Raw genomic sequence first — 25,678 nt, 5'->3', positions numbered from 1 at the left:
ATCGCAAGATACCCCCTGGGGGTATCACTCAAGATGAAGGAGTACCTCATGATCACCACGAATTACCGAGTCACCGGCATGACCTGCGGACACTGCGAGGCGTCGGTCCGGGAAGAAGTCGGTGCTGTGGCCGGGGTCGACACGGTCGAAGCATCGGCGTCGGCGGGGACGCTGACGGTGACAAGCGCCGATGAGCCCGACCACGCCCAGGTCGTCGCCGCCGTTCGCGATGCCGGATACACAGCCGAACCGCAACCCGCAGATTCACGCACCGCGTAGCCGCTGAACTCGGTGGAGAGAAGGATTCGCACGATGAACAACCACACACACGCCGATGTCGGCGTGGCCGAGACAGCGGGCACACAGTCGGGCCACGACCCGTCTGGACACAGCGCAGCCCACACCGGACACGGCGAGCAGACTGAACACGAAGGCCATACCGGGCACGGTGGCCATGCCGGTCACGGCGATCACGTCGGCATGTTCCGTCGCCTGTTCGCGATCATGCTGGTCCTCGCCGTCCCGGTGATCGTTGCCTCGAACATGTTCGCGATGCTCCTCGGATACTCGCTGCCCGACGCAGCGTGGATCGCGTGGGTCTCCCCGGTACTGGGCACCGTGATGTATGTCTGGGGCGGTTCCCCGTTCCTCACCGGCGCAGTCAGCGAAATCCGTTCACGTGCACCAGGAATGATGCTGCTCATCGCCCTCGCGATTACCGTCGCATTCATTGCGTCGATGGGAGCGAGCCTCGGCCTGCTCGATCATCAGCTCGACTTCTGGTGGGAACTTGCCCTGCTGATCGTGATCATGTTGCTCGGGCACTGGATCGAAATGCGATCCCTCGCTCAGACCACCTCCGCCCTGGACTCGTTGGCAGCACTGCTCCCGGACACCGCCGAACGCGTCGACGGCGACGACGTAGTGCAGGTATCCCCGGCCGAGCTGCAGCTCGGTGATCTCGTCGTCGTCCGCCCCGGCGGACGCGTACCCGCGGACGGCACCATCGTCTCCGGATCGGCGAGCATGGACGAATCGATGATCACCGGCGAATCACGCACCGTCCGCCGCAGCGACGGCGACCAGGTCGTCGCCGGCACTGTCGCCACCGACTCCGGCCTGCGCATCCAGGTCACCGCAGTAGGGGAGGACACCGCCCTCGCCGGCATCGGCCGGCTCGTCGCCGACGCCCAGAACTCGACCTCGCGCGCTCAGCGCATCGCCGACACCGCCGCCGGCTGGCTGTTCTGGTTCGCTCTCGGATCCGCGATCATCACCGCCGCCGTGTGGACCCTGGTCGGGATGCCCGACGACGCCGTCATCCGCACCATCACCGTGCTGGTCATCGCCTGCCCGCACGCACTCGGACTCGCGATCCCGCTGGTGGTCTCCATCGCCACCGAACGCGCCGCCCGCGGCGGCGTTCTGGTCAAGGACCGGCTCGCACTCGAAACCATGCGCACAGTGGACACCGTGCTCTTCGACAAGACCGGGACCCTCACCAAGGGTGAACCCACCGTCACCGCAATCGAGGTGACGAACGGGCGCACCGCCGACAATGTCCTCGCTTTGGCTGCTGCCGCAGAAGCCGACTCAGAGCACCCACTCGCACGCGCCATCATCGGTGCCGCACGATCACGGAACCTGACCGTCCCGGCGGCCACTGACTTCCAGTCGTCCCCCGCTGTCGGGGTCTCTGCGAATGTCGACGGTACCCGCGTACAGGTCGGCGGGCCCGCGCTGCTCGAGCAGGAACACGGATCCGAACTCGCCGTCGCCGACCGGTGGCGCGGTGACGGGGCGATCATCCTGCACGTCCTCGCCGACGGGGCCGTGATCGGTGCACTCGCGCTCGCCGACGAGATCCGGTCAGAATCACGCACCGCGATCGATGCACTCCACGCCCGCGGAATCACCGTCGTGATGATCACCGGTGATGCCGATGCCGTCGCGAAGTCCGTCGCGACCGAACTCGGTGTGGACCGCTACTTCGCCGGGGTGAAGCCGGAAGACAAGTCCCACACCGTCGCTGCACTCCAGGGCGAAGGACGTACGGTGGCGATGGTCGGCGACGGAGTCAACGACGCCCCAGCGCTCGCGCAAGCCGATGTCGGTATCGCGATCGGGGCCGGCACCGACGTCGCTATCGCATCGGCCGGAGTGATCCTCGCCAGCGACGACCCGCGGTCGGTGCTGTCGGTAATCGAACTCTCGCGCGCCTCGTACCGAAAGATGAAGCAAAACCTCTGGTGGGCAGCGGGATACAACCTCATCTCAGTCCCACTCGCGGCAGGAGTGCTCGCACCGGTCGGGTTCGTACTGCCCATGTCCATCGGCGCGATCCTGATGTCGCTGTCGACGATCATCGTCGCCGCGAACGCGCAGCTGCTCCGGCGACTCGACCTCACGCCCGACACCATCGCCGGAGCGCTGAACGAGGGGAGTTCCAATCCTCCGTCGCAGCGCACACCGTCACTGTGAGAGCTGATCTCGTACCGGAAACGCAGCCCTGACGACTGCGAAACGCTGATGGCCGCACCCTCTCCGCCGGAGAGGATGCGGCCATCGTTGTGTGGCGGGCCGGGTCAGCCGAGCAGCCGCTGCATGGTCTCGATTTCCTGCTGCTGAGTGGCGACGATGGCGCGTGCCATCTCCAGGGCGTCAGGATTGGAACCGTCCGCGATTTCGGTGTTCGCCATCTCGATGGCACCGGTGTGGTGGGCGATCATCATCGTCAACCACTGGCGGTCGAATTCCGGTCCCGACGCTGCCATCAACGCGTCCATGTCCTGAGCGGTCATCATGCCGCTGCCAGAGCTGTGGTCCATCCCGCCCATGTCACTCATGTCCATGTCGGGCATGGGCTGGCCCCACTCGGTCAGCCATGCCGTCATCTGGTCCATCTCGGGCTGCTGTGCGCCGGCGATCGCCGATGCCAGCGACAGCACGTCCGGGTTGTCGGTGCGGCCGTTCGCCATGTCGGCCATCTCGACTGCTTGTGCGTGGTGCGGATACATCATCTGCGCGAACATCACGTCGGCATCGTTGAACTCTGCGGACGCGCTTGCTTGGGCCGAGGACATCGGTGCGGAGGACATCGAGCCCATGGAATGCCCGTCCATCGACGAATCGGTCGAGTCGTTGCTACAGCCGACGACGAGGAACGCGCTGGCGGCGGCAGCAGCGAGTGAAGCCATGACTTTGGTACGCATGTGGAATCTCCTTGCAAGAGTGGACAATCAGGGGTGTGTGACGTGTTTCGGTCCGCCGGTCGACGCGCGTCTACCGGGCTCCCTGTCACACTCGCAAGGTCACCGATCTGTCCAACTCCCACAAGGTCCACGGCGGTGCGCGCTCCAGGATGGAGTCTGTGCGCCCGGCGATCCCGTCCACCGCTGTCGGCGACTGGCCTGTCTCGGTGCTCATCGTCGGGACGGACAACGCGGCCCACGACACCGGAGTTCCCACACAGGGATGCATCATCTGATGCGCCGACGGACAATCGTGTTCCCCGAACATCACCGAAGCCGAGCTACTGCCCGGGGCTGTCGACGCCATCGCGGCATGACCACCGGTCATCGACTCCGACATCGGGCCAGCCATCGACGATGCCGGTGTCACAGAATGCATCAACAACACCCCGAACACCGTCACTGCAATCAACAATCCGATCGCCGAGGCTGTGCCCCGTCGAGTGCGACGAATCGTCGAGTTCATGCTCTCGGCGGTAACAGGGCATACCCCCCAGGGGTAGCGTCGGTGCATCGTTCAGCTGGCCAGTCGGACGTCAGCTCTCGGTCGTGCGAACCAGTGAACCAACACCCCGCTCGCGACACTGAGTGTTGCGAGCGTCGGCATCGCCACCACGATCGCCCTGTCGAGCCCCCAGAAGGTTGCGAGCGCACCGATCCCAACCGCAGTGAGACCCTGCGACAGGTACGCCACCAAGTACATCAACGACAGTGTCGCGGCCCGCGTCTCGGCCTCGGAGGCTGCGACGACCATCCCGAGCCCGCCGTAGAACATCAGGCCGTACCCCACCCCACTGATGACCGCAGCGAGCAGGAAGACTGTGAGCAAGTCCACGTTGGCTGCGGCGACGAGGCTGACAGACCCGGTGGCGGAAAGCACCGAACCGGCCAAAGATGCGGACGTCGGCGAACCGCGGCGGGCGATGATGGACGCGGGAACGATGGCAACAGCCCAACACGCAAGTGCGCACGCGGCGACGAAAGCGTCGACGGTACCGACGAGATCCCTCACGATCTGCGCACCGAGCCCGATGAACACCGCGCCCATCATGAAGGCCACGGTGAGGGAAGCAACACCGATGGCGAACTGCATTCGAGTTCTCGCGGGTGCTCGCACCCGACTGGGCCGCCATCGAACATTGCTGCGCGTGGCCTCCTCGGGGAGGAACCACACCAGCGGCAGCAGAGCAATCGTCACGCCGAGCAAGATGGCGAACGGGAACGTGGTGGGCAAGGCGGAGTACTGCACGAGCGCACCGCCGACAACGAGCGCGAGTGCGGTACCGCTGGCCGTCGCCGCCGTATTGACGGAAGTGGACAGTGCCGCGGTGCGGCGCGGTGCGAACTCGACGAGTGCGGCGCTGGCCGCACTCATCGCGATACCGACCCCGAGTCCTTGAAGAGTGCGGCCGATGAAGATCGGGACGAGACCGCTTGTGACCACGAACAGCGCAGTGCCGACGGCGACCATGCCGACGCCGGCAAGCAGTACGCGGCGTCGCCCGATCGAGTCCGAGAGAGACCCACATGCAACGAGAGCGAGAACCAGCGCTACCGGATAGGTAGCGAACAACGCGGTCGTGACGACCTCACCTACGCGCCACCGATCCGCTAAGAGCGGATAGACCATCGACGGCGCGCCGCTCGCCCACAACGACACAACCAGGACGCCCGCCGCCGTCGACAACGCCACAGGTAACGGCAAGGTCTTGCGTGAACGAGGGCGGCGGTTCACCGATCTACGCCGACCGAACCGACGGTGTGCGACCAACCGAGCGGAAGGTGGTGCGCCCAAGCCTCAATGGGTGTCGAGTAGAGCAAGGATGGTCCTCACGATCAGATCGGGTGCGTCCATCGAATCCAGTCGCCCTGCTGCTATCTCGGCTCCGGCACCGTGAAGGACCTGATGGAGCACGGCGACTTGCCACGAGGTGGGCATGTCACGTGAAAACAGTCCTGCACTGCGTCCGCGTTCGATCAACGATTCGACCCGGCTCGCGGGGCCGTCGTGAAGCTCGCGGATACGCGCTGGGGGGAGTTCTTCCTCGGCGGCGGCAATGACCGATCGTGACCGGTCCACCAGCTCCCAGCTGCTGTGAATGAGCCGGGACAACGCTTCTCGGGGATCCCCACCCAGATCGACCGCAGCCAACGTCTGCTCACCGCGATCGATCACACGCGCCACCACGGCATCGATGAGCGCTGGGCGAGAAGCGAAGTGACCGTAGAGCGTCACCCGCCCGAGACCGGCTTCCCGTGCGATATCGCTCATCGTGGCGTTCTGCCGCCGAGACAGGCAGACGATCGCAGCATCGAGGATGCGCTCGACGTTGCGCACCGCGTCGGCTCGTTTACCGCCTACCTGTGACGTATCGGTCGTCATAGAACCCTCACTTCCCGAACACGTTTGTATGAGTTACGGTACCAGTGTCCAACTCAAACAACTATGTACAACTTAGGAGGCAGTGGTGACCACGTCGAAAACGACACCGGAAGCGGGCGAAGGGCTTCACCCGAAGCGATGGCTCGCACTGGCCCTGCTGGGCACAGCGCAGTTCATGCTGATCCTCGACGTCACAGTGGTCGCGATCGCGCTACCGCAGATGGGCATGGACCTGGCCCTCTCGCGGGAGGCGGTCACGTGGGTCGTCGCCGCATACACCCTGACCTTCGGCGGCTTGATGCTCCTCGGCGGGCGTAGCGCGGACCTGTTCGGGTCCAAACCAATCGTCTTCGCCGGCCTGGCCGTCTTCACCGCCGGCTCGCTAGCGGCCGGACTGGCTGCCAATGCCGAGTTCCTGCTCGGCGGCCGCATTGTCCAAGGCATTGGCGCGGCGATGCTCTCACCGGCGGCGTTGTCGGTGGTGGTGCGCCTGTTCGCCGGCGACGAACGCAACCGCGCCCTGGGCATCTGGTCGGCATTGGGCGGCGGCGGCGCGGCGGTCGGTGTCCTGCTCGGTGGCCTGATCACCGCCGGACCGGGATGGCCGTGGGTGTTCTACGTCAACATCCCGGTCGGCCTGATCGTCATTTTCGGCCTTCTGCGCGTCCTTCCGCCCCTCGCCCCAGCTCCCGGGCCGCGTCCCGCGCTCGACATTCTCGGTGCAGCGCTGGTCACCGCTGCGACCGGATCGGCGATCTACTCGTTGACCGTCGCCGGTGAAATCGGATGGACCAACCCGCAGACCCTCACCGCAGCCGGGGCAGCGGCAGCGCTCTACCTGCTGTTCTACTGGCGACAGCAGGCCGCGTCCTCTCCGCTGATGAACCTAGGACTGCTCAGCCGACGTCCCGTCGGTGCCGGAGTGTTCGTGATCCTGATCGCAACAGCCCTGATGGTCGCAGTGTTCTTCCTGGGCACCTTCTACTTTCAGCAATCCGCCGGGCACGGCCCCCTCGTGACCGGACTGTTGTTCCTACCGATCGCCGTGGCCACGATGACGGGAGCGAACCTCGGCGGACGCCTCATCGGCCGCTGGGGCGCACGAATCCTCGGCACCGCCGGGATGCTCATCGCAGCGTTGGGATTACTTGTGCCAGCCCTGTGGGCAACCACCGCGGCGACCACGATCGGCGTCAGCTTCGGCGCATTCGGTATCGGCGCGCTGTTCGTCGTCGCCTCAGCCACCGCGCTCGGACAGATCGGCCCCGAGGAGGCCGGCATCGCATCCGGCCTGCTGAGCACCTTCCACGAATTCGGTGCATCCATCGGCGTGGCCACCGTCTCGAGCATCGCTGCACTCAGCCTCGTCGCGGGTGGCGGTGACACCGGGTTCCAACACGCGTTCCTCTTCGCCGCAGCCGCTGCTGCACTGGCCGCAATGATCTCCGCCGTCGTCATCCCGCCACGCCCCGCACTCTGATCGTGCAAAACCAGGCACCGCCGGTCAGGAAGTGGTGAAAGCGTCACCGTCACCGTCGACGAATGAGCTCTCGGTCCGGATAGTGTTCGTGGAGAACGTGATCAGGTTGCCGTCTCCGTCCACGGACGCGAATTCCATCGTCCCCCAGTCCGTCGCGACGGGGTGGCCGGCGTCTGCCGGGTGCAGAACGCCCGCGCGCGAGAGTTCGTCGTACAGCGCGGTGACCTCGTCGACGGTGATGCGGCAACTGGCCGTTCCCGCGAGGAAGGTCTCCGCTCCGCTGCACACAGGCCAGGGTGCGGTGTCGGGCCGGCTGCTCCAGCTGTCGTCGTCGGCGGCCCACAGGTGGATCTCGACGTCGTCTCGAGTGAGCTTGGCGAAGGTGGGATCGGAGTACTGCGCCGTGAAGCCCAAGGAGCGGGTGTAGACAGCGACTGCTGTCTCGATGTGCCGTACCGGCAGTGCGGGGACCGCTCTGGACATACGCATGGGCAACACTAACGCCAATGAACGGCACGAGGAAGCGAACGCTGCCGTGCCTTCGGGGAGTGCGTGCGGGCCGAGGTGCACGGTCGCCGCGCGGACGCTACCGCTCGGCGTTCGACAGGGTCGGCGTGACGCGACCCTTCGCTGCGTTCATCGTTGCAACGCTTCGCCTTTGGATCGCAGCGACGCGGCGAGTTGGTCGACGGTCGGCAGACCCGCCAGGCCGCGGTCGGTCGAGTAGACGCGGCAGGCAAGTTCGGTCAGTTGCACGGCATCGTCGAAGGCGTCGACGCCGTCAACGAGGATGGTCGGTGAGCCTGCGAAGGCCGACGCCGCTGCCTCGGCGTCGGAGGAGATCAGCCGGTGTCCGATCTCGATGTCTGACTGTCCGATCAGGCTGGCTGCAGCACGAACCCGGTCCGCAGCTTCCTGCCAGTTCGGGCATCCGTCGAAGTACAAGATCTCCACCTTCATACGAGCGAGTCTGCCCTCGAATCGGATGGCGTGCCGGTGCGGCCACAACGGGGGTCAGTTCATGGTGAGATCGTTTCGGCTGCAACGGGCGAGGCGGCGATCGTGCACCTGATGCTATTCCGCATCCTTCTTCAACAACGTCCTGCTGATCCTCGCCCAGAAGCCCGAGGCAACGCAGGTCGCCGGATTCCGTGCCTGGCAGCAACGCGGACGGCAGGTCCGTAAGGGCGAGAGGGCGATCCGGATCTACGGCTACAGCTCCCGCACCGTCACCGAGACCGACCCCGACACCGGCGACGAAGAGACCCGCAAGGTGCCCACGTTCCCGATTCTGTCGGTGTTCGACCACTCCCAAACCGACCCGATCGAGGGACACCCGCAGCCCGAGAAAATCGCCCAGCTGCTCACCGGCGCTGATCCGGACGCGATCTACGACCGCGTGGCCGCGATCATGACCGGACGCGGCTGGACCGTCACCCGCGAGGCGATCCCCAGCAGCGCGAACGGCTACACCACCACCGACGGCTCCCACCGGATCGTCGTCGACGCAGCCCTCGAACCCGCAGCGGCCGCGAAAACGATGATCCACGAGGCAGCGCACGCGATCATGCACGCACCCGACCTCATCGGCCCCGAAGCCCGAAAGGACCTGCACCGGGGCCGGATGGAGGTCGAGGCCGAATCCGTCGCCTACGTCCTGGCCGGGATGCTCGGACTCGACACCAGCGCCTACAGCGTCGGCTACATCGCCGGATGGGCAGCAGGAGATCTCGAGCAGGTCACCGCCACCGCGAAAGCAGTGCTGACCGCCGTCCACGAGTTGGCAGACGCCCTCGATCCTGCCGCCGCCGAGTCGGACGACGGCGAGGGCACCGGGACCGGGCAAGCCGCATAGGTGCACAGGGAGGTTCGCCGGCCGAAATGTTCCGGCCGGCGGATCAGGCCACCTGCGGTGTCCACCGAATCGAGCTCCGCTGCGCTCCGCACCGTGGAAGAGCGAAGACGTTTTTTCACTGCGGTTCTGGCTCCCGGCGAGCATTCATCACCCGTGGCCGCCGCCTCAACCCCTCGCTCCGCTGCGCTACGGCCAAGGCTCCGAACACTTTTCGTCGAGCAGTCGCTGCGCTCCCACGAAAACTGTCCGAGACGAGGGGTTGCCCCGTCGTCCCCGTGCGCTGACTTCTCTCCTCACGCCAGAAACGGCGAAAAAACGTGGCAGGGCAAAGGGTCAGGCCACCAGTTGAGAAGGGAAGTACGCGACATGCACGACACCATCACAGGACCGAGGACGGTGGGACTGCGCATCGCAGTCATGGCCGCGATCCGTCAGGTACCGGGGCAGGTCAAGACCCACGCACTCGCGCAGGTCACCGCCTACACCGAGCAGGTCAACCGGGCCGCAGCGGACGCGAAGTCGACCACCGTCGACGCGCACCTCGAGCGGGCCGCGTTCTGGGCGTGCACCGCACGCGAAAACGGAGCCAGTGAGGCCGAGATCCACGCTGCACGGCTCGAAGGCCACCACCAGGCAGCCACCGTCCAGAAGTAGCCCCAGGCCCGTACAGGCCCGGACAACAAGAAAACACCGGACAGTCCTTACCTGCCCGGTGTCTCCAACCGAAGAATCTATCAGGAGAGAGACACCACCATGACCGCGAGCGTCGAAACCACCACCGCCGCAACGCAAGCCTCCACGACCGGCACCACGCCGGTCGTGGAGGCGGGCGAATACGTCGTCCGCCTGCACCCCACCGCCCTCGAGGTCGGCCCGAACGTCCGCAGCGAGGTCGACACCGAGTCACCGGCATTCCGAAACATGGTCGCCTCCATCATCGAGCACGGTGTGCTGATGCCGATCCTCGCGCGCCGCGACGGCGACCACACCGTTGTCATCGACGGCCAGGTTCGCACCCTCGCCGCGATCGAAGCCGGGGTCGACAGCGTCCGAGTGCTGATCGTGCCGACTGCCAGCAAGGCCAAGGACCGGGAAATCGAACGCCTCACCCAGCAGGTCGTCGCCAACGACCGCAGAATCGGCCTCACCGAAGGTCAGCGCGCGAAGGCCGTGACCGACATGCTCGAACTCGGTCTGTCGGTGCCCAAGATCGCCAAGGCCGTCCAGGTCAAGCGTGAGACCGTCAAAGCGGCAGGGGCAGCGGGCCGCTCGCAGACTGCGATCGGTGCCCTCGACGCGGGGCAGCTGACTCTCGATCAGGCCGCGATCGTGGCCGTGTTCGACGCAGAGGGCGACACCGCCGCCGTCGAGAAGCTACTGGGAGTTGCGCGGTACGACTTCCGGTGGACCGCGCAGCGGCTGCTCGAGGACCGTGCCGTCCGCAAGGCCCGCGCCGCAGCAGGCGCACCGTATGTCGAGCAAGGGCTGAACGTCCTCGAGGAAGAACCGGCCTACGGCGGCCCGTACCTGCGTGCAGACGATCTGGTGACCGTCGACGGTGATGCTGTGACCGACGCCGTGATCGACGGCGCAGCGGGACACTGGGCGGTGTGGCTGTCGAAGGAAGACCAGTTCACCCTCACCGCGACAGGTGCGGTGATCGAGGAGGACAGCATCGACTGGGACACCCAGGACGACCCCGAAGCGACACCCGACGAGGGGTTGCACCACCACAAGGACATCACCGCCGCCGAGGTATGGGTGCCGGAGTACTTCACCGCCGACCCCGACGCCGCCGGTGTGAAGCCGGGGCCGATCCTCGCAGCCGCACTGGCCGAACCCGCAGAAAACGTCGATCCCGCCGACGCCGAGGCAGTCGCTCGGGCGGCCGAGCAGAAGCGGCTCGCCGCCGAGGCGGCGGCGAAGGAAGCAGAACGGGCAGCCCGGCGACGGACCAAGGCGCTCAACGTCGCATCGCTCGCAGCGACTGTGGTCCGCAAGGAGTTCGTGTCGAAGTTCCTCACTCGCAAGACCCTGCCGAAGGGGGCCGCGAAGTGGATCACCGACACCCTGGTCGACGAGCCGGGACTGCTCACCCAGAACAAGGCGTCGCAGTACCTCGCGGAGCTGCTCGGAGTGAGCGTGGCCGAGCCGACGACCAGCCTCTATGGCGATTGGAAAGAGCGGGCCGCACGTGATGCGCTGGCACCGGTGATCGACAAGGCGAGCGACTCACGCGCGCAGGTGATTGCGCTCGCGCAGATCCTCGCCGCCTACGAAGCGCGGATGAGCGGGACCGGTAAGGACTGGTGGAAGCGAGTCGGAGGCTCCAACCAGGACAACTACCTGGGACTGTTGGCCGAGCAGGGCTACGAGCTGATTCCGGTCGAGAAGGTCGCAGCCGGGACGATGACACCGGAACAGGCATACGACGCGCTCAGCGAGGAGAGCGTCACCGACTAGGACCGGCATCGGTGGCGGGTACCTCTACGCTGCCCGCCACCTGGTGGCCTCGTCCCCGGCCCGGGTCGAGGGGGCTCCGCCGCCCTCGAGCTCCCCCGCTCGGCGCACCACCATCGGCACCCGCTCACGTCGACGCAGGCGGCTCACCGACATCAGTGAGCGGCGTTGTACGCCTCTTCGATGTCGGCCGGAATCCGGCCACGTTCGCTGATCTCGTAACCTTGGTCGAACGCCCACTGCCGGATCGCCCGCGTCTGCTCCGGATCACGCTTGACCGATCCGCCGGCCGCTGTCGCGTTCGACGCGGCAGCGGGGGAGGGCTTACGCTTGCGGCCACCGACCCGCGTCGCATGCCCGACGTAGTAGTCGAGCTTCTTGTGAAACTCGTTGGCGTTCTTCGCTTTTAAGTCGATCGAGTACTCGACGCCGTTGATCGCGAATTCGATCGTCTCGCCGGACTCGTCGTCGATGACCGACCCGTCGATATCGTCCACCAATTGGGTTGTCACTCGTTTGGCCACAGCCGGAAAACCTTTCATCGACACATTCGCAATGCGCAACCGCATTCGTCTTCTCGAGGATAACCAGCGTCGATATCCGCATTCTTCATCGACACGGTAATTGAGCTGCATTCGATTTCCCGCAGTCGGACCTATGGGCACAGTGAAAGCAATCCCGCCGAGTGCGCGGATGGACGTTTTGCGGCAGCCGTAGGCGTTGCAGTGCAACAGTATTCGAACGCGTGGGACGCGTCCGCACGTCCCCTTCGGGGCCGCCCCATACGGGTCACCATTTTTGGTCGTACGAGTCGCCCGAGTCTGACATGCCGGGGACCCCGACCAGTCAACCCACGCTCCGCAAGCTCCGCTCTTCGGGGTTGACAGGCCACCCTCGTCATGTCGATCGGGGACGTCTCATCCGAACATTTGGAAGGTGTCCCTGACATGAACAACTGCGAACTGCTCAACGATCACCAGATCATCACCGGCCTCATCGGCGCAGCCGCGAATGCCCCCGCTGGGGATCCGCGCGCGGCCCGGTGGGCCACCGAAGCGCTCGCGCTCGCCAGGGCAGTAGAGCTGCCCATCCTCATCGAGGAGGCCGAGGGAGTGCTCGGCCGGATCGAGCACGACACCACCTGCGGGTGGTGCAACAGACAGCCGGGAGCGGCCATCCCGGTCGGGTCCTTCTGGTGCACCCACTGAGCACCAGGCCCTCCAGGGCCCGGTCCCACCACGGGGCCGGGCCCCCTTTTTTGTCTCCCAGATCGGAGCTGTGCATCCGTGCGGAGTGCACGTGTACCTGCAGCACCACCTCGCCGCCTGCGGCGTCGCCCCCTATGGGTCACCAAAGGGGTCGTACGAGGACGCCGAGTCTGACATGCCGGGGACCCCGACCAGTCAACCCACGCTCCGCTCTTCGGGGTTGACAGGCCACCCTCGTCATGTCCGATCGCTGCGTCTCATCCGAACCTCGAAAGGATCTCGCCATGCTTCCAGATCGCCTCTCCGCCATCGCATCCGCCGCCCATAACCGCGGTGCGACGATGGCCACCCACAACCTGGGCGGACTGCACGCGGACGTGCACCACGCCACGATGTGCGGACAGTGGGTCACACCCGAGCAGCTCGACACCCGGACCTGGGAATGCCTACTCGGCAAACACCGCACCGACGAACCGATCCAGCCGCTCAAGCTCTAGGCCGGACGGGCCCCGCCCACACCGGGCGGGGCCGAATCGCCCGTCCCGGAGGAAGTGCTCAAGTTGGCTTTTCGAAGACTTCGAAACGCCACGCCGAACAGTTGGACTGACATGTGTCCGACATTGGACTAACCTCGGGCAGCAAGAAGGCCAGGCCCCCGTAGCAATGGAAACCTGGCCAACTTGCTTCAGATGGTTGCGTTAACTGAAGAACGTAATGAAGATCCTGGCCAACTGGATGACGGCTGCAACCGCTCCCCAGTTGACCGGGGTTTTCTTCTTCCGACGCTGAGAGACCATCTTTCATCACCCCCTCTCGGGTTGTGACTTAAAGGCGACGGTACCGCCGAAATCGAGGTTCGGCTCGCTGGAAGTCTGGCGTGTCGGTGAACAAAGCGTTACGTCGACATCGGCCCAGGTCGCGGGACGTTCACCAGCTCTTTTCTGTATGGCCGCTAGTTGTTAAATCTCAGGCCCGTTAAGTTCAGTCATTCGATCGAATGACTGTTGTCGGAACCAACTCGAACCCGACTGCGTCCAAGTAGGTATGGACCACGACGACCGAGACGCCGTCCGAGACGAGGGCCACGACCCCGACCACCCGTCCGTCGCCATAGCTCTCGACCAGGTCAAACGCACCCTAAATCTGTACCGACATCTCGCCTGGACCTTCACGGCGTCCGACCTAGACGGCCGCGCAATTCCCCGCTGACAGGCCCACCAGCACATTCGACACTCGAACACCCGTTCGATACAGTGGCGGTAGTTCCTACCGGCACGGCGAAAGGTCGATCCACATGGCCACCGTCGACGTGATCGAAGACCTCACCGGACTCGACAAAGCTACCCAGCTCGACGTCCTCCGTCGACGGATGGCCACCGTCCCCGGCGGCCGCCGAGACCACGCACCCGCCAACCTGCCCACCATCGCCCCGCCCGATCGGGTCGAACCCCTCGACCGGGTCACGCCCCTCGTCGACGACGACGGCCCGGAACCGCTCACCGCCGCTGTACGCGGCAAAACCCTCCGGACCATGCCCGTACCGCCACCGCTCGCCGCTCTGGCCGGTCTACTGTCCGCCGCACTCGCAGCCGGAATGGAACCGACGCAGGTCCAAGGAATCGGCAGGGTCATCACCCCCGACTACGTTGCCGACCACATCGGCGCAGTCCAGAGCTACACCTGACACCGCAGCCGAGCGTGGCCACCGGCTCGAGGTGGCCACGCTCGGCAGTCAGGGCGCGGGCGCGGGGCCGGTGCATCGGGCATCGAGCCCTCACACCGACACACGCCCACCAGCGTCGACACCAACGTGGGCCGGGCGGCCGGCAGCAAAGCAGGGAGAAGTGAAGAGCGAGAGAGCGCTCAGAGGGACGTCGGATCGGCCGGCCACGCCATATCGACGTCGGCGGCGGTGGGACGGGTGTCCTCGACCGGAACACCGGCCATGATCGCATCGAGCGCCAGATCCGACGGCGGCAGCGACGCGTTCACCACAGCTTTGGACAAGGCATGTTCGACCCGCGAGCGCTCCATACCCCAGAACCCTACCGACCAGCACGAACACCAGCCACCAGGCACGAGCTCCGCGCCACCACATACAAAGGGTAGAGATTCTTTTCGATCCGTCTGGCTGCGCAACGAGAATGCGTCACCCGCCGCGCTTCCGGATCAACCCCTGACTCCGCTCACGCTCCGGCCCACAGGGCCCAGCACGACTGTTCGCCCGACCCGCACTCGCTGCGCTCCCCGGCGAACACTCGCACCGGCCAGGCATTGACCGTCGACACCGTGCACCGCCGTCTCTTTTTCGCGCCACCCGGAAGCGAAAAGAACGCAGTAAGGCAGGCCCAATCAGAGGAATTCGTAACTGTTCCGGAATGCCGAAAATGGATGCATCGGGGATTGCTCAGAAAACGATAAGTCGAAGTGCAGCAACATAATTGAAATATATTTGGAGTAATCAAGGTCTGGATTCAATGCCGTTATTGACGTAGAATAGAAGCCAACAGCAGTAATTCCCGTAAGGAGAAAACTATGCCGATCACCGTGTACACGAAACCGAATTGCAGCCAATGCGACGCAACGAAACAACGACTCGACAAGCACGGCCTCGACTACCGGACAGTCGACATCACAGAAGACGACACCGCCCGCCACTTCGTCACCTGCGAACTCGGCTACCTCCAGGCACCCGTGGTCGTCGTCGACGAGGACACCCACTGGTCAGGGTTCCGGATCGACGCCCTGGACAAGCTCGCCGCCGCCTGAAACCCGCAAACCCACAAACACAGAAGAGGCCCCGCCATGCGACTCGTGCCCGCCTACACCCCCGACCCTGACTACATCGACCGCCAGATCGACGCCGAACTCACCGTAGAACACCCCACATCACGTCAGTCCAACCTGGCCGAGACCGAGTGCAGTGACATCGACAAAGCTGCATCCTGACCACTGACGCAATGCACCACAGCCGGTAGCAACGTTCCACCGGTACGACGTCCGACCCGACACGAACACGAGGCCCACGATGAACGCACTACGCGCAGTCCCCACACCCGGCGACGACGCCGCAGCGCAGGCACGCGCGGACCTCGCACCCGTCGAGGACCTCGACACGTCCGTCGAACCCGGCTACGACCCGGCCACCGACCCCGAAGCAATGCTCCTGTGCGCCCTGATGGACGTGCGCAACCAGAGCACCGACGGAGCCGACATCGAACGGATCACCAGCACACTCACCGCAGCAGACTTCGAAGATCCAGCACACGCACGCATGTACGGCCACATCGTCGACCTCATCGCCGCCGGCCAACCCCACGACTTCGCCTCCGTCACCGGCGCACTCATCCGATCCGGAGCAGACGGAGCCAAAGACGCGCCACTACGCAAACGCCTCATGGGCATCGTCACCGCCGGCGCACACTCCGTCGCCGCCGTGCACTACGCCGACAACGTCCTCTCGCAGTCCTACCGACGCAGCTTCCACATCGCCGGCCAACGACTGACCCAGGCCGCCGAAGAAGCACCCGAAGCCGACCTGTTCGACTACATGGTCGAACTCGGCACCACGCAACGCGCAGCGTTCAACCGACTCAACGCTTTTCGGCAACCCTCCACATCCTGACCATCGGGCGAGCTGATACGTGTACGCGGACGACCGGCGGATGGCACTACGGTGCTCTGCGGGCCACAACCGAAAGACGAGGACAGTGACAACGACAGGTGAGCACGCCGAACAGACGCCACACGTAGCGTCAGACGGCATGAACGAGCCCACCACGCCCGCCGCCACTCTCGGCGCAGGCCTGCCCGCGCACGTTCGGGACCAGATCGCTGCAGTCGTCGACGCGTCCGGCGACCTCGAGCACGTCCCGACCGGCAGCGGTGCGCTGACCGTGCAGGTGTGCTCGGCATCGGAAACCTCGTACGACGCCGCGACGTGGAGCACCCTGGGCACCTACCGCGCCGCTGACGCCGCAACTCTGGCCGAACGACTGCTCGACGCTCTCGGGGACAGTGCGAACATCGGAACCGACCTCGGCGTCCTCATCGTCACCCACACCCACACCGACAGCCTGGAGGCACCGGCCATGACCGCACCCACCGCACACGGAGCCGACGGAACCCCTGCGCCGGCCGCGCCGCTGCTCACCCTCGACATCGCCAAAGCCGACGTCCTCGACGACGACTTCGAGTGGCCCGAACCCGGTACCCCGCAAGCACTGTGGATGCCGCACTGGTTGCTGCAGGCCGCGATCAACTCCGGTGCCGTCACCTACGACCGGCGACTGTGGGGCGAGCTTGCCCTGTCGGCCGAGTTCACCGCCCCGAACCGGCACGAGCTCCACTTCGTGATCACCTACGAGATCGACGGCGCACCGAACATCGTCGACGGCGACACCACCGACTACCCGAGCGACTTCAACGAACTCTCCGACGACGAACAGAACGCCGTCCCGTCGACGCTGGTTCCGAATCCGGAGACCGCAGCGTCGTGGCTGACGTACCTCGTCGCCGCGTTCAACGCCGTGCACGCGAGCACCGACAAGCTCGTTCGCGGCTGGCCCCAGCACTAGAACCCGCCCGAACAGCGAAACCCCCGACCACAGTGTGTGTTCGGGGGTTTCGCTGTTTCTCGCGATCGGAGTGGTGTGGCTGTCAGTCCTCGCGGATCCTCCGCAAGACCTGTGCGAGAGCGAGCGCGGTGATCGGATCGTCGACGGTGGGGGCGGCCGCGACGACCACCTCGAGGTCACCCGAGTCCTGCACCGCGTCGAGCAGATCGAGTGATGCGTCGACGGCGAAGTTCGGGCCCGAGAGCTCGTTGATGATCGCCAGCAGCTCGACGAACCGCGGCCCGGCCTCTGGGCGGACGGTGCTGTGCAGCATTTCGAACGTGGCTACCGCTTCCGGTGAGCGCAGTTCGGCGAGGATGTCGAGCTCCACGGCGTCGAGGTCGGACAGGGCGGGGGAGTCGGGTGTGCTCATGGTGTGGGTCCTTCGGTCGGTGCGTCGCCGGTGGCCGGAGACGTAGGAGGGACGAGAAACAGTCGGGACACCGCGGCTTCGGTGGTCCCGAGATGGCCGGCGATAGTGGCCACGGAGTCGGTGGCCACCATCTCGGTGACCAGATCCCGATGGATCAGGGCGGCGAGGCGGTGCTGATGGGAAAGGTAGGCGAGCAGCTCGGAGGTGAGCAGTGCGGCACCGATCGGTCCGCCGTAGTCCTGCGCCCAGTCCTCGCCGTCGCGTTCGGGTGCGTACAGCAGCGAGTCCGGCGCGCAGAGAACCTTGTCGAGGATCTCCGCAGTGATCCCGCACGCCTGCAGGCGCTCGATCACCCCGGGGATCTCGTCGGTCGTCCGGTGCCCGACGAGGCTCAGATACCACCCGACGTCGATCACGCCACTGCGCCCGATTCGTCATCGAACGACCGGCGGGTATGGCTCTCCAGTACGTGGAGCTCGGCAGTGAGGCCGACCGCGCATTCGGCGTCCGCCACCGGATCGAGGGCAGCGATGTTCGCCCGCAGTTGCGTGATCCGGGTGTAGCGGGCGACCGCTGCGGCATCGGCCTCGTAGACCTCCACCGCGTGCTCGACGATCAACCGTCGTTGCCCGGGCACCGTCTTCACGGTCGCCTCACTGTGGCCGCCGCTGCGCATCGTGATCTCGCGGGCGAGAGCGCCGGCGAAGATGTGCGCCGAGTGGGCGGGGAAGTCGCCGGCCACCGTGGTCGAGTCCGGCAACGGATCGGGCCGAGTCGAGCGCACCGTGACGTCGATCAGGTCGGCCGGGTCGACGCCGGGAAGCGGCGCGATCGGTGTGGCGGTCCAGACCCCGATCGAGGTGGTGACGTAGCCCGGTGGCGGCAGTTCCGCCGACCGCACACCCGGCGCGTAGGCCGACATCGACGCCAGAGCGCACGCTATCTCGCCGGGTGTCCCGATGAGGCAGAGCGAGTCGTCGACGGTGTGAATGAACGTCGCGGCGACGGTATCGACCTGTCGGAGGTCCGCGACGGTTTCCGCTTGGCTCACCGCGAACCGGGCCGCAGTCGAGGGGGAGTGGAAGTGCCCGCGGGTGAGTACGAACCCGGGGTCGCCGTGTTGGTCGAGGGTCGAGATCTCGATCTCGATCAGCGTACGAGTCGAGGGCGCGGCCGAGTGGGACTCTGTGGCCGGCGGGAGCGAGTGGTGATCTGTGGTGTCCATGATGGATGCCTTCGATTAGGGGCGAGACAGGTCAGAGCGGAATGGGGTTCGGGCCCCACGATGTCCAGGCCGAGAGGGCCAGGGTGGCGGCGGCGCACAGAAGACCGATCAGGACCAGGTTTCGACTGATGCGGTCGTCCAACGGTCCACAAATGGTTGTGTGCCGGAGCGTGAGGCCGAGCCGGGCACCGGCGATTGCCGTCGTGAGAAAGGACGTGAGCGCCAGGGCGACGGTCAGCCAGTACAGAACGGCCATCGGTCAGCTCGCGTTCGCGTAGCTCTCGGACGAGTTCTGCTCAGCGTCCGTGGCGGTCGACTCGGGAGCGTCGTTGTCGTTCTTCGCCGGCGTCGATGACGGTTGGAGTCGAGGCGGCCGCGGCGACGTCTTGGCGGACGCTCCGGTGTTGGATTTCTTGCCGCCCGCGGCGGAGGTGGGGACTTTGAGTCCGGCCTTGCGGAGTTCGGCGGCGGACCAGCCACCGTCTATCGCAGCTTTGATGGCGGCGAGTTCGGTGGCTGCGGCGGCACGTTCGGTGGCCTGTGCTTCGGCGACCTTCGTCGCGGCGGTGGTGCGTTCGTTCTGCGCGGCGACGATGGCGTCGATGAGACCGAGTCGGGCATCGAGGGCGGCCTGGGCGGCGGCGCGAACGGTGGTGGGATCGAGAGCAGTGCTGGACATGTGCGGACCTTTCGGAGACGGCGTGCAGCGCACACGCAAACCGATGCGTGGCGCTGTTCTGAACGCGGTCTCGGACGGCCCGCACGGCTGCCCGATATCCACTGGCAACAATATCGAATCGGTCCGACAGATGCATGTCGGGCGGCCCGATTCGGTTGGGCTGCTTCGTCTGATGGCTAGGGAGGTGCGGTCATGATCGGATGATCGGAGTGAGTGGTTGGTCGATGCCGGGCAGGTCCCAGGGTGTCGGCGGGTTCGCGAAAAGATCGGGTCGGTCGTTGCTCGTGAGGATGAGCCGGAAGTATCTGGTTGCTCCGGGGGCAAGCTCGACTTTTACGTCCTCCGCTACTCCGTTATCGAGCGCTGTCAAGGCTGGGGCGGGGTCTACGAAATACGCCTGGGGGTCGGTAATGAAGACGCGTCCGATGTCGAGGGTCTTTCGTCCAATGCTTATGCCGTAGGTGCTGCCCTCAAGGCGGAGTGACTGGTGCTCGCCGCTCAGGGCTGCGCGCAGTTCTGGGGTGTCGTCGCCGTTGAGAGTAAGGGTGATCCTGCTGAGGTCTGGACTTTCCGCAGCGTGACCTTCGATCAGCAGGCGAGCAACCCGAAGATCGATGCGCTCCTTGGGCGTGACATTGACCGGGAGGTTGAAGAATTTGTTGCAGTGCCGCTGTACGACCGCCAGATCTTCGGCGATTGACTTGATCAGATCGAGTTCTGGATCGGATGCCGTGTCCGGTTGGTTGTGCGTCATCGACATCAAAAAGTCGTCCTCGAAGTACACCTTGAGAACGCCGCCGGGAGCTCGCAACAGTTGACCAATCTCGATCACGCCGATTGCGTCCTGAGGACTGATCTGTCGAAGGTGAAACCGGCTGGTGACGTCGATCGGGTCGGAGTTGTTTGTCAGGGAGTGCAGGACGCGCACGGTGTGGTGGCTGTTGAAGAATTCGACTTCGAGAGAGCCGCCGACTCCGCCGCTCCCGATATGGGTGACTGTGCCCTCGTATTGACCACGGCTGTTGCCGGCCGAGTCCTCGAACTCGAATTGAACGGTTGCACCTATGTGTGGGTGTGCACTGTTGGGATTGATCTGGACTGTCACATTGGTTTGTGTGCCGGCGATGAATTCCGGTCCATCGATCTTCAAGCTGTGCACGACATCAGCCGGGATAAGGACGGGGTCGGACGAACCAAAGTCGAACGTGTTGCTGAGTGCCTTGGCCAGCGCAGCGTGTTCGGGTCCGAGTCTGGTGGTGACGGTAAATTTGATCGGGCTTTTCGTGTGTGATTCCGCGGTTTTCGGTGTCAGCTCGTAGCTGAACTCGTTGCCGTCGCGGCGGAAGTTCAACCCCCAATATGGGTCCATGCTGCTGTCCACCAGCTCCCCCAAAGCCAGTGTTCGATCGGCGAGGTCGTCGATTCCGTTGAACAGCGAGTCGGTCTCCCGTCCGTAAAGTTCGGCGTTGGCTCGCATCTGGTCGCGACTCAAGTAGTTGTAGACCTCAGGCATATTGATCATCAGGTTGTCGAGCTCGATGCGATCGAAGACAACTACGCGTGGTCCGCCCGGTTCCTGGAGGTCGGTCACGAAGCGTCGTTCGCCGGGCGTCAGTTTGACTGGCACAACCAGAAACCACTCGTCGGGTTGGAGCGCAGCGGCCCTCACGTACGAATTCTTGAGTTGACGTTGGCGGGTTGTCTTCCGATCGCCCGAGAAGCCATCGGAGAAGTACTTCAGCTGATAGATAGCTAGCTTGCTACCGCGCCGAACCTCGATGTCGATTCCCTCGTCTCCGCCACGTCCGTCGGGGACGGTGACAGTAGCCAAGCCGTCCCACTGCTTCCGGATAAGTGCCTCGACGACGTAGTCGAATTTGTCCCGGCCCAACTGTGGCCAATCAACCTCCACTGCGACCTCCCTGCGATGTCACGCGAGGTCGGATTCGGCATTCGCATGCGCAGGACACGGCCGCCGCGAGCCTGCGAATCTGCGTGCCTTGATCGCATGTCGCTCGGGGCGATGTTCTCATCGGCAATACATACCAGACGGTTCCGACGCCTAGAGGGGTCCCGGCGGATCGTTGCCCCCCGCTGGGGATCGGACGTGGTCCTCATGTGGATGTCCGAGAGTTCCCAGGCCGCTCCGCTCGATCTCAGGCACCCACAATCGGGTCCGAATCCACAACCGGGGACAACCGCCGGCCGCGCACCGTTGGCGCGCGGAATCGGAACTCGCAGCGCTCGTCCTGAGCGTCTTTTCTGGCGACCCACTCCGCAGGCTCCGCGAGCCACCAGCGTGCCCCTGGCGGAGCAAGCTATAACTTAGGTGCCCTAAGTGTGGATTTCCTGACGGAAATCTGACACGCTGGTCGCGTGGTCCCCAGGTGTGGGGTTGCTGCGCTGGGCCGATGTGAGATGCGAACGGGAGGAGCGGGTGATGGCAGAACGCAAAGCTGGGTGGCTGCGCACCCGTCAGTCGAACGTCGTCGGCGGCCGCGAGTACCGGCACGTGGTGAAGTTGACCGCCGAGCAGGAGATGGCGGTCCAGGCGGCTGCCCGAGTGCAGGGTGTGACGGTGGCCCGGCTGTTGATCGACTCCGCTCTCAAGGCCCCGCGTTCGACGGTCTCGCGTGAGGATCTGGCCGAGCTGTTCGCCGCGACCAAGCTCATCGCGGCACTCGGACGGAACCTGAACCAGCTCGCGAAAGTGGCGAACGCGACGGGCGAGGTGCCACCGGAAACGACGGCGGCGATCGCGGCGGTGCGGCAAGTATTCGATCGGGTGAACCGGTTGCCGCGCGATCTGGTGGGACGTTGATACCGAACATCACTCGGGGCGCGAAGATGACCGGGTTGGTGGTGTATCTCGCCGGTCCGGGTAAGTCGAACGAGCACGAGAATCCGCACGTCGTCGCCGGGCACGAGAGCATCGTGTTCGCGGCCCCGGCGGGCGAGCTGTCGCACGAGGACGCCATCGCGTTGGCGGGTGAACTGGACACTGCGCGTGTGGTGTTCGGTACCGAGGTGTCGGTGACGAGTCGACGCAAGATGAACGCTGCCATCGACGACGGAGTGCCGCGATCGGTGGCGTTGGCGGACGCGACGTCGGATCAGAACGTGTGGCACTGCTCGCTCTCGCTCAACCCCGAGGAGGGCGAGCTGTCGGACGAGAAGTGGGCGACGATCGCTGCCGACTTCATGAAGGAAATGGACTTCGACGACGCGGACTCGCCGCGCGCCCCGGCTCGCTGGGTCGCGATCCGCCACGGCAAGACCACAGCCGGTGGCGACCACATCCACATCGCGGCATCCGCTGTCCGCGAGGATGGAACGAAGGTCAATACCTTCAACGACTTCAAGCGTGCCCAGGCGGCGTGCAACGTCCTCGAACGTCGACACGATCTGGTGGTGCTGGCCTCGCGGGAAGCTGAGCGCGGCACGCGGGGAATCAAGCCTGCCGAAGCGGCACGAGCGCGGCGGTCCGGTGCACCGGAAACTGCGCGTGAGTCGATGGAGCGGACGGTGCGGGCCTGCGCGACCGCATCGAAGACCGAAGCCGAGTTCGTCCGCCGACTACGTGCACGCAAGCTTCTGGTGCGCCCCCGCTACGACAAGGGTTCGGCCGGCGAGGTGGTCGGCTACTCAGTGGCCACGACACCGACGCCCGCCGACCGAGCGAACGGCATCAAACCGGTTTGGTACGGCGGCGGACGCCTGTCGAAAGACCTCACCTTGCCGCGGTTGCGGGACGAATGGGACCAGAGCGAGGACGCCCGTACAGCGGCTGCAGCCGAGTGGAAGGCAACGCGTCGCGGGACAGCGGTCACCGTCACCGACGGGCGCGAACGCGCGCCGATCGACCCCAAGCTGGTCGCCCGCGCCGCCGACGACATCGGCAAATGGAACACTTACCTCGCGTCGATCCCGGCGACCGACACTGCGCAATGGGCACGCGCCGCCGGCCGCACCTCCGGTGTGTTCGCGGCATGGTCGGCGCGAGTGGAGACCACTCCTGGCCCCTTGGCGGCGGCGGCACGGACCCTGGCCGACTCGGCGCAGATCTCGGCCCACCAACGCGCCCCGGTACCGAAGAAGACGATCTCTGCAGGCGGGGCCGCGCTGATCATGCTGCAGCTCGCCACCGACGACCCGACAGCGGCGTACATGCTGCTGCTGCAACAGCTGTCCAAGACCGTCGAGGCGATCGCCAGCGCTCACCGGGCTGCGGGTGATCTGATGCGTGCACGTGCCGTCGAGACGATGTCCGAGGTGCAACTGCACTCTGTCCAAGCCCGGTTGCGTGAAACCCAACCAGCAGGGCCGGCGGTGGACACGATCGAGCGCCCCCGGACGCTGTCCGCGGGTGAACAACGCGCGGCGTACGCCGCCGAAATCGACTCCCGGACCGACATCTCCGAGGAGATCAAACAGGTGCTCAAAGCTCGGCACGCCGACACCGTCGGCATACCGACAGGCAACAAGCGCGGGCTAGCTGACTCTCCGGACACTGTCCCCAACCGAACATTCGACACTCCTGAACCCAGCAACGAGCAGGAGCGCTAGGGATTCTCATGCTGGGTGTCGGTGGCTACTCGTAACGTGGAGAGCCACCTACGGGGAAACCCGGACCAGGAGGGGTAATGAGCAGCAGTCAGTACCAAGGACAGCTCGATCGCAAACGCAAGTCGCGCATCGCCGCAGAGACCAAAGCCGGGGAGCTCCGGTCGAAAGAGTCGAAGCACCGCGCAGACGCTGCGAGCGCACGCCTGGCCGCAGAAAAGACGACCAACGCAACGACCCGCAAGTCGAAACTCAGCAAAGCTGAACGCGAAGACAAGCATGCACAGGCTGCGGGTAAGGATGCGGCCGCAGCGCAGTCGAAGGCTGCCGGATATCTCAGAGAGGAGTCGGCCCTCGGCATCAAGGTCGCCCGGGCCCTAAAGACCGAGAACGAGGCGGCCGAACGCAAGCGAAAGCGCGAACAACAGCAGGCAGAGCGGAAGGCAGTCAGCGATCGCACTGCGATGGAAACACGACTTTCACAGACCGAGTCCGTCGTCAGATCCGCCTTACGAGACCTGCCCGAACCGAAACCGGAAAAGCTCCGAGTGTTGATGCTCGCCGCGTCGTCAGAGGGTGATCTGAGGGTGGGTAGAGAGCAGAAACGCATCCGGGCCGCCGTCGAGTCAGCTTTACACCGGGACCATATCGAGTTCGATGTGCGCCCCGCGGCCACCGGCGCTGATCTTCTGGACGGCATCACCAAGTTTCGACCCCACGTAGTGCACTTTTCTGGTCACAGCGACGACGAACTCATCGTTTTCGAGGATGAGCAAGACGAGGCTCACCCAGGCGTGGTCGTGTCGGCGCGCACGTTCGCCAAAGCCATTCAAGCAACCGACACCCCGCCGCTCCTCGTGCTCCTGAACTCTTGTAACTCAGCGGCGCAGATCGACGACCTCGTAGCCGAAGTCGTACCGTTCGCGATAGGCATGGCAGACAGTATCGACGACGTCGACGCCATCAACTACGCAGCACAGTTTTATGCCGCCATCACCAACGGTCAGTCGATCGATTCCTCGCACCTCTCCGCTCAGGTAGCACTGGAATTGGCGGGATTGGATGGGGCCGAGCTGCCCACGCTCGCGTGGGCAGACGACGTCGACCCGACTACAACTGTGTTGGTCACAGGAACGGGCATCTAGGCGACGCCCGTCGTCAGGACGACAGTAGGTCCACGCCTTCCGCGATGTACGCGTCTTTCTTCTCGGTCAGCTGCTTGCTCAGTGAGTTGAGTTCGTTGTGCCATTCTTCGTTCGTTTTCGTTCGGGTGGGTTCCGCATGTTCTGCGTCCCAGTCGTCAAGGCACTTCGAGTAGTCCCGCATCGCTTCCCGAAATAAGGTAGCGGCCGGTTCTAGGCCTCCTGGACCTGCCAGGCGTGCAGCAGATGTACTCGTGAAGTAGACCCGCCAGGCCTCGATGTATTTCTCTTTCGTAGCTTTGATTGTCGCGTCGTCTGAGGTTCACCCCGGATGGTGGACACCGAGATAGCGGGACCGATGGTTCCGCTGGAAGGATGTCCGCATGTCCCGCAAACGCAGGTCGTTCACGACCGAATACAAGGTCGAGGCCGCCCGTAGGGTG

32 protein-coding genes are annotated in these 25,678 nt (G+C 65.0%); 17 read left to right on the top strand and 15 right to left on the bottom strand.

What is annotated here, in order from left to right; genetic code table 11:
- Positions 1-48: 48 nt before the first annotated feature.
- Positions 49-279: a heavy-metal-associated domain-containing protein gene (locus MTX34_RS21770; RefSeq protein WP_032364250.1), complete on the top strand. Its 231-nt coding sequence runs from the start codon at positions 49-51 to the stop codon at positions 277-279.
- A gap of 33 nt (positions 280-312) precedes the next feature.
- The gene (locus MTX34_RS21765; protein WP_243610785.1) at positions 313-2,481 is read left to right on the top strand and encodes a heavy metal translocating P-type ATPase; all 2,169 of its coding nucleotides are present in this window, start codon (positions 313-315) and stop codon (positions 2,479-2,481) included.
- Between the two features lie 104 nt (positions 2,482-2,585).
- On the opposite strand, the gene MTX34_RS21760 is transcribed toward MTX34_RS21765, so the two are convergent.
- From MTX34_RS21760 to MTX34_RS21745, 4 genes are all read right to left on the bottom strand, one after another.
- Positions 2,586-3,212, bottom strand: coding sequence for a DUF305 domain-containing protein (locus MTX34_RS21760; protein ID WP_032364203.1), 627 nt, complete (start codon positions 3,210-3,212; stop codon positions 2,586-2,588).
- A gap of 85 nt (positions 3,213-3,297) precedes the next feature.
- Positions 3,298-3,717, bottom strand: a complete 420-nt coding sequence (locus MTX34_RS21755; protein WP_032364204.1) for a DUF6153 family protein — start codon at positions 3,715-3,717, stop codon at positions 3,298-3,300.
- Positions 3,718-3,768: 51 nt separating this feature from the next.
- Positions 3,769-4,986, bottom strand: a complete 1,218-nt coding sequence (locus tag MTX34_RS21750) for an MFS transporter (RefSeq protein ID WP_243610784.1) — start codon at positions 4,984-4,986, stop codon at positions 3,769-3,771.
- Positions 4,987-5,049: 63 nt separating this feature from the next.
- Positions 5,050-5,634, bottom strand: coding sequence for a TetR/AcrR family transcriptional regulator (locus tag MTX34_RS21745; RefSeq protein WP_032364206.1), 585 nt, complete (start codon positions 5,632-5,634; stop codon positions 5,050-5,052).
- An 85-nt stretch (positions 5,635-5,719) separates the two neighbouring features.
- Between MTX34_RS21745 and MTX34_RS21740 the strand changes: the two genes are divergently transcribed.
- Entirely contained in the window at positions 5,720-7,114 is a 1,395-nt protein-coding gene (locus MTX34_RS21740) for an MFS transporter (RefSeq protein WP_032364251.1), read from the top strand.
- Positions 7,115-7,138: 24 nt separating this feature from the next.
- On the opposite strand, the gene MTX34_RS21735 is transcribed toward MTX34_RS21740, so the two are convergent.
- Entirely contained in the window at positions 7,139-7,603 is a 465-nt protein-coding gene (locus tag MTX34_RS21735; RefSeq protein WP_068425809.1) for a VOC family protein, read from the bottom strand.
- Between the two features lie 147 nt (positions 7,604-7,750).
- On the bottom strand, positions 7,751-8,074 hold the full coding sequence (locus MTX34_RS21730) for a hypothetical protein (RefSeq protein ID WP_032364207.1): 324 nt from the start codon (positions 8,072-8,074) through the stop codon (positions 7,751-7,753).
- A 142-nt stretch (positions 8,075-8,216) separates the two neighbouring features.
- Here MTX34_RS21730 and MTX34_RS21720 point away from each other — a divergent pair, with 142 nt between their 5' ends.
- The 3 genes from MTX34_RS21720 (at position 8,217) to MTX34_RS21710 (ending at position 11,432) form a co-directional block, all read left to right on the top strand.
- Positions 8,217-8,969 (top strand): ArdC-like ssDNA-binding domain-containing protein, encoded by a 753-nt coding sequence (locus MTX34_RS21720; RefSeq protein ID WP_374640266.1) that lies wholly within the window; start codon positions 8,217-8,219, stop codon positions 8,967-8,969.
- A gap of 366 nt (positions 8,970-9,335) precedes the next feature.
- Positions 9,336-9,623: a hypothetical protein gene (locus MTX34_RS21715; protein ID WP_243610782.1), complete on the top strand. Its 288-nt coding sequence runs from the start codon at positions 9,336-9,338 to the stop codon at positions 9,621-9,623.
- Between the two features lie 99 nt (positions 9,624-9,722).
- A complete protein-coding gene (locus MTX34_RS21710) occupies positions 9,723-11,432 on the top strand; it encodes a ParB N-terminal domain-containing protein (RefSeq protein ID WP_243610781.1) in 1,710 nt (569 codons plus the stop codon).
- Positions 11,433-11,456: 24 nt separating this feature from the next.
- On the opposite strand, the gene MTX34_RS25815 is transcribed toward MTX34_RS21710, so the two are convergent.
- Together MTX34_RS25815 and MTX34_RS21705 are read right to left on the bottom strand one after the other, a co-directional pair.
- Entirely contained in the window at positions 11,457-11,579 is a 123-nt protein-coding gene (locus tag MTX34_RS25815) for a hypothetical protein (protein WP_279393588.1), read from the bottom strand.
- Between the two features lie 5 nt (positions 11,580-11,584).
- On the bottom strand, positions 11,585-11,953 hold the full coding sequence (locus MTX34_RS21705) for an Lsr2 family protein (protein ID WP_094742550.1): 369 nt from the start codon (positions 11,951-11,953) through the stop codon (positions 11,585-11,587).
- 423 nt (positions 11,954-12,376) lie between these two features.
- Here MTX34_RS21705 and MTX34_RS21700 point away from each other — a divergent pair, with 423 nt between their 5' ends.
- The 4 genes from MTX34_RS21700 (at position 12,377) to MTX34_RS21685 (ending at position 14,321) form a co-directional block, all read left to right on the top strand.
- On the top strand, positions 12,377-12,637 hold the full coding sequence (locus MTX34_RS21700; protein ID WP_243610780.1) for a hypothetical protein: 261 nt from the start codon (positions 12,377-12,379) through the stop codon (positions 12,635-12,637).
- 284 nt (positions 12,638-12,921) lie between these two features.
- Positions 12,922-13,134, top strand: coding sequence for a hypothetical protein (locus MTX34_RS21695; RefSeq protein ID WP_243610779.1), 213 nt, complete (start codon positions 12,922-12,924; stop codon positions 13,132-13,134).
- 547 nt (positions 13,135-13,681) lie between these two features.
- Positions 13,682-13,846: a hypothetical protein gene (locus tag MTX34_RS21690; RefSeq protein ID WP_243610778.1), complete on the top strand. Its 165-nt coding sequence runs from the start codon at positions 13,682-13,684 to the stop codon at positions 13,844-13,846.
- Between the two features lie 85 nt (positions 13,847-13,931).
- Positions 13,932-14,321 carry a hypothetical protein gene (locus MTX34_RS21685; protein ID WP_243610777.1) on the top strand — a complete coding sequence of 130 codons (390 nt, stop codon included), beginning with the start codon at positions 13,932-13,934 and terminating at the stop codon, positions 14,319-14,321.
- Between the two features lie 179 nt (positions 14,322-14,500).
- Here the strand turns inward: MTX34_RS21685 and MTX34_RS21680 are convergent, their stop codons facing one another.
- The gene (locus MTX34_RS21680; protein WP_243610776.1) at positions 14,501-14,671 is read right to left on the bottom strand and encodes a hypothetical protein; all 171 of its coding nucleotides are present in this window, start codon (positions 14,669-14,671) and stop codon (positions 14,501-14,503) included.
- Between the two features lie 501 nt (positions 14,672-15,172).
- Between MTX34_RS21680 and nrdH the strand changes: the two genes are divergently transcribed.
- The 4 genes from nrdH (at position 15,173) to MTX34_RS21660 (ending at position 17,214) form a co-directional block, all read left to right on the top strand.
- A complete protein-coding gene (nrdH, locus tag MTX34_RS21675) occupies positions 15,173-15,406 on the top strand; it encodes a glutaredoxin-like protein NrdH (protein ID WP_032364215.1) in 234 nt (77 codons plus the stop codon).
- Between the two features lie 36 nt (positions 15,407-15,442).
- The gene (locus MTX34_RS21670; protein ID WP_243610775.1) at positions 15,443-15,586 is read left to right on the top strand and encodes a hypothetical protein; all 144 of its coding nucleotides are present in this window, start codon (positions 15,443-15,445) and stop codon (positions 15,584-15,586) included.
- A 79-nt stretch (positions 15,587-15,665) separates the two neighbouring features.
- Positions 15,666-16,262, top strand: a complete 597-nt coding sequence (locus tag MTX34_RS21665) for a DnaB-like helicase N-terminal domain-containing protein (protein ID WP_243610774.1) — start codon at positions 15,666-15,668, stop codon at positions 16,260-16,262.
- A 139-nt stretch (positions 16,263-16,401) separates the two neighbouring features.
- Positions 16,402-17,214, top strand: coding sequence for a hypothetical protein (locus tag MTX34_RS21660; protein ID WP_243610773.1), 813 nt, complete (start codon positions 16,402-16,404; stop codon positions 17,212-17,214).
- Between the two features lie 82 nt (positions 17,215-17,296).
- Here MTX34_RS21660 and MTX34_RS21655 read toward each other — a convergent pair whose 3' ends face one another.
- The 6 genes from MTX34_RS21655 to MTX34_RS21630 all read right to left on the bottom strand — a co-directional run bounded on the left by MTX34_RS21655 (position 17,297) and on the right by MTX34_RS21630 (position 21,442).
- Positions 17,297-17,626 carry a hypothetical protein gene (locus MTX34_RS21655; protein WP_206511056.1) on the bottom strand — a complete coding sequence of 110 codons (330 nt, stop codon included), beginning with the start codon at positions 17,624-17,626 and terminating at the stop codon, positions 17,297-17,299.
- Entirely contained in the window at positions 17,623-18,042 is a 420-nt protein-coding gene (locus MTX34_RS21650) for a hypothetical protein (RefSeq protein WP_243610772.1), read from the bottom strand. The genes MTX34_RS21655 and MTX34_RS21650 overlap by 4 nt, the downstream gene beginning before the upstream one ends.
- Complete coding sequence (locus MTX34_RS21645; RefSeq protein ID WP_243610771.1) at positions 18,039-18,851, bottom strand: methyltransferase; 813 nt, start codon at positions 18,849-18,851, stop codon at positions 18,039-18,041. The genes MTX34_RS21650 and MTX34_RS21645 overlap by 4 nt, the downstream gene beginning before the upstream one ends.
- Positions 18,852-18,882: 31 nt before the next feature.
- On the bottom strand, positions 18,883-19,107 hold the full coding sequence (locus MTX34_RS21640) for a hypothetical protein (RefSeq protein WP_243610770.1): 225 nt from the start codon (positions 19,105-19,107) through the stop codon (positions 18,883-18,885).
- Between the two features lie 3 nt (positions 19,108-19,110).
- Positions 19,111-19,530, bottom strand: coding sequence for a hypothetical protein (locus MTX34_RS21635; RefSeq protein ID WP_243610769.1), 420 nt, complete (start codon positions 19,528-19,530; stop codon positions 19,111-19,113).
- 190 nt (positions 19,531-19,720) lie between these two features.
- Complete coding sequence (locus tag MTX34_RS21630) at positions 19,721-21,442, bottom strand: hypothetical protein (RefSeq protein ID WP_243610768.1); 1,722 nt, start codon at positions 21,440-21,442, stop codon at positions 19,721-19,723.
- A gap of 528 nt (positions 21,443-21,970) precedes the next feature.
- Between MTX34_RS21630 and MTX34_RS21625 the strand changes: the two genes are divergently transcribed.
- The 3 genes from MTX34_RS21625 to MTX34_RS21615 all read left to right on the top strand — a co-directional run bounded on the left by MTX34_RS21625 (position 21,971) and on the right by MTX34_RS21615 (position 25,238).
- Positions 21,971-22,351, top strand: coding sequence for a plasmid mobilization relaxosome protein MobC (locus MTX34_RS21625; protein ID WP_032364224.1), 381 nt, complete (start codon positions 21,971-21,973; stop codon positions 22,349-22,351).
- A 26-nt stretch (positions 22,352-22,377) separates the two neighbouring features.
- The gene (locus tag MTX34_RS21620) at positions 22,378-24,096 is read left to right on the top strand and encodes a relaxase/mobilization nuclease domain-containing protein (RefSeq protein WP_243610767.1); all 1,719 of its coding nucleotides are present in this window, start codon (positions 22,378-22,380) and stop codon (positions 24,094-24,096) included.
- Between the two features lie 77 nt (positions 24,097-24,173).
- The gene (locus tag MTX34_RS21615; protein WP_243610766.1) at positions 24,174-25,238 is read left to right on the top strand and encodes a hypothetical protein; all 1,065 of its coding nucleotides are present in this window, start codon (positions 24,174-24,176) and stop codon (positions 25,236-25,238) included.
- The last annotated feature ends 440 nt before the right edge of the window (positions 25,239-25,678 follow it).

The sequence above is a fragment of the Rhodococcus sp. ARC_M5 genome, assembly GCF_022810405.1.
Classification (GTDB): domain Bacteria; phylum Actinomycetota; class Actinomycetes; order Mycobacteriales; family Mycobacteriaceae; genus Rhodococcoides; species Rhodococcoides navarretei.
This window is presented reverse-complemented; position numbering and strand designations above follow the sequence as displayed.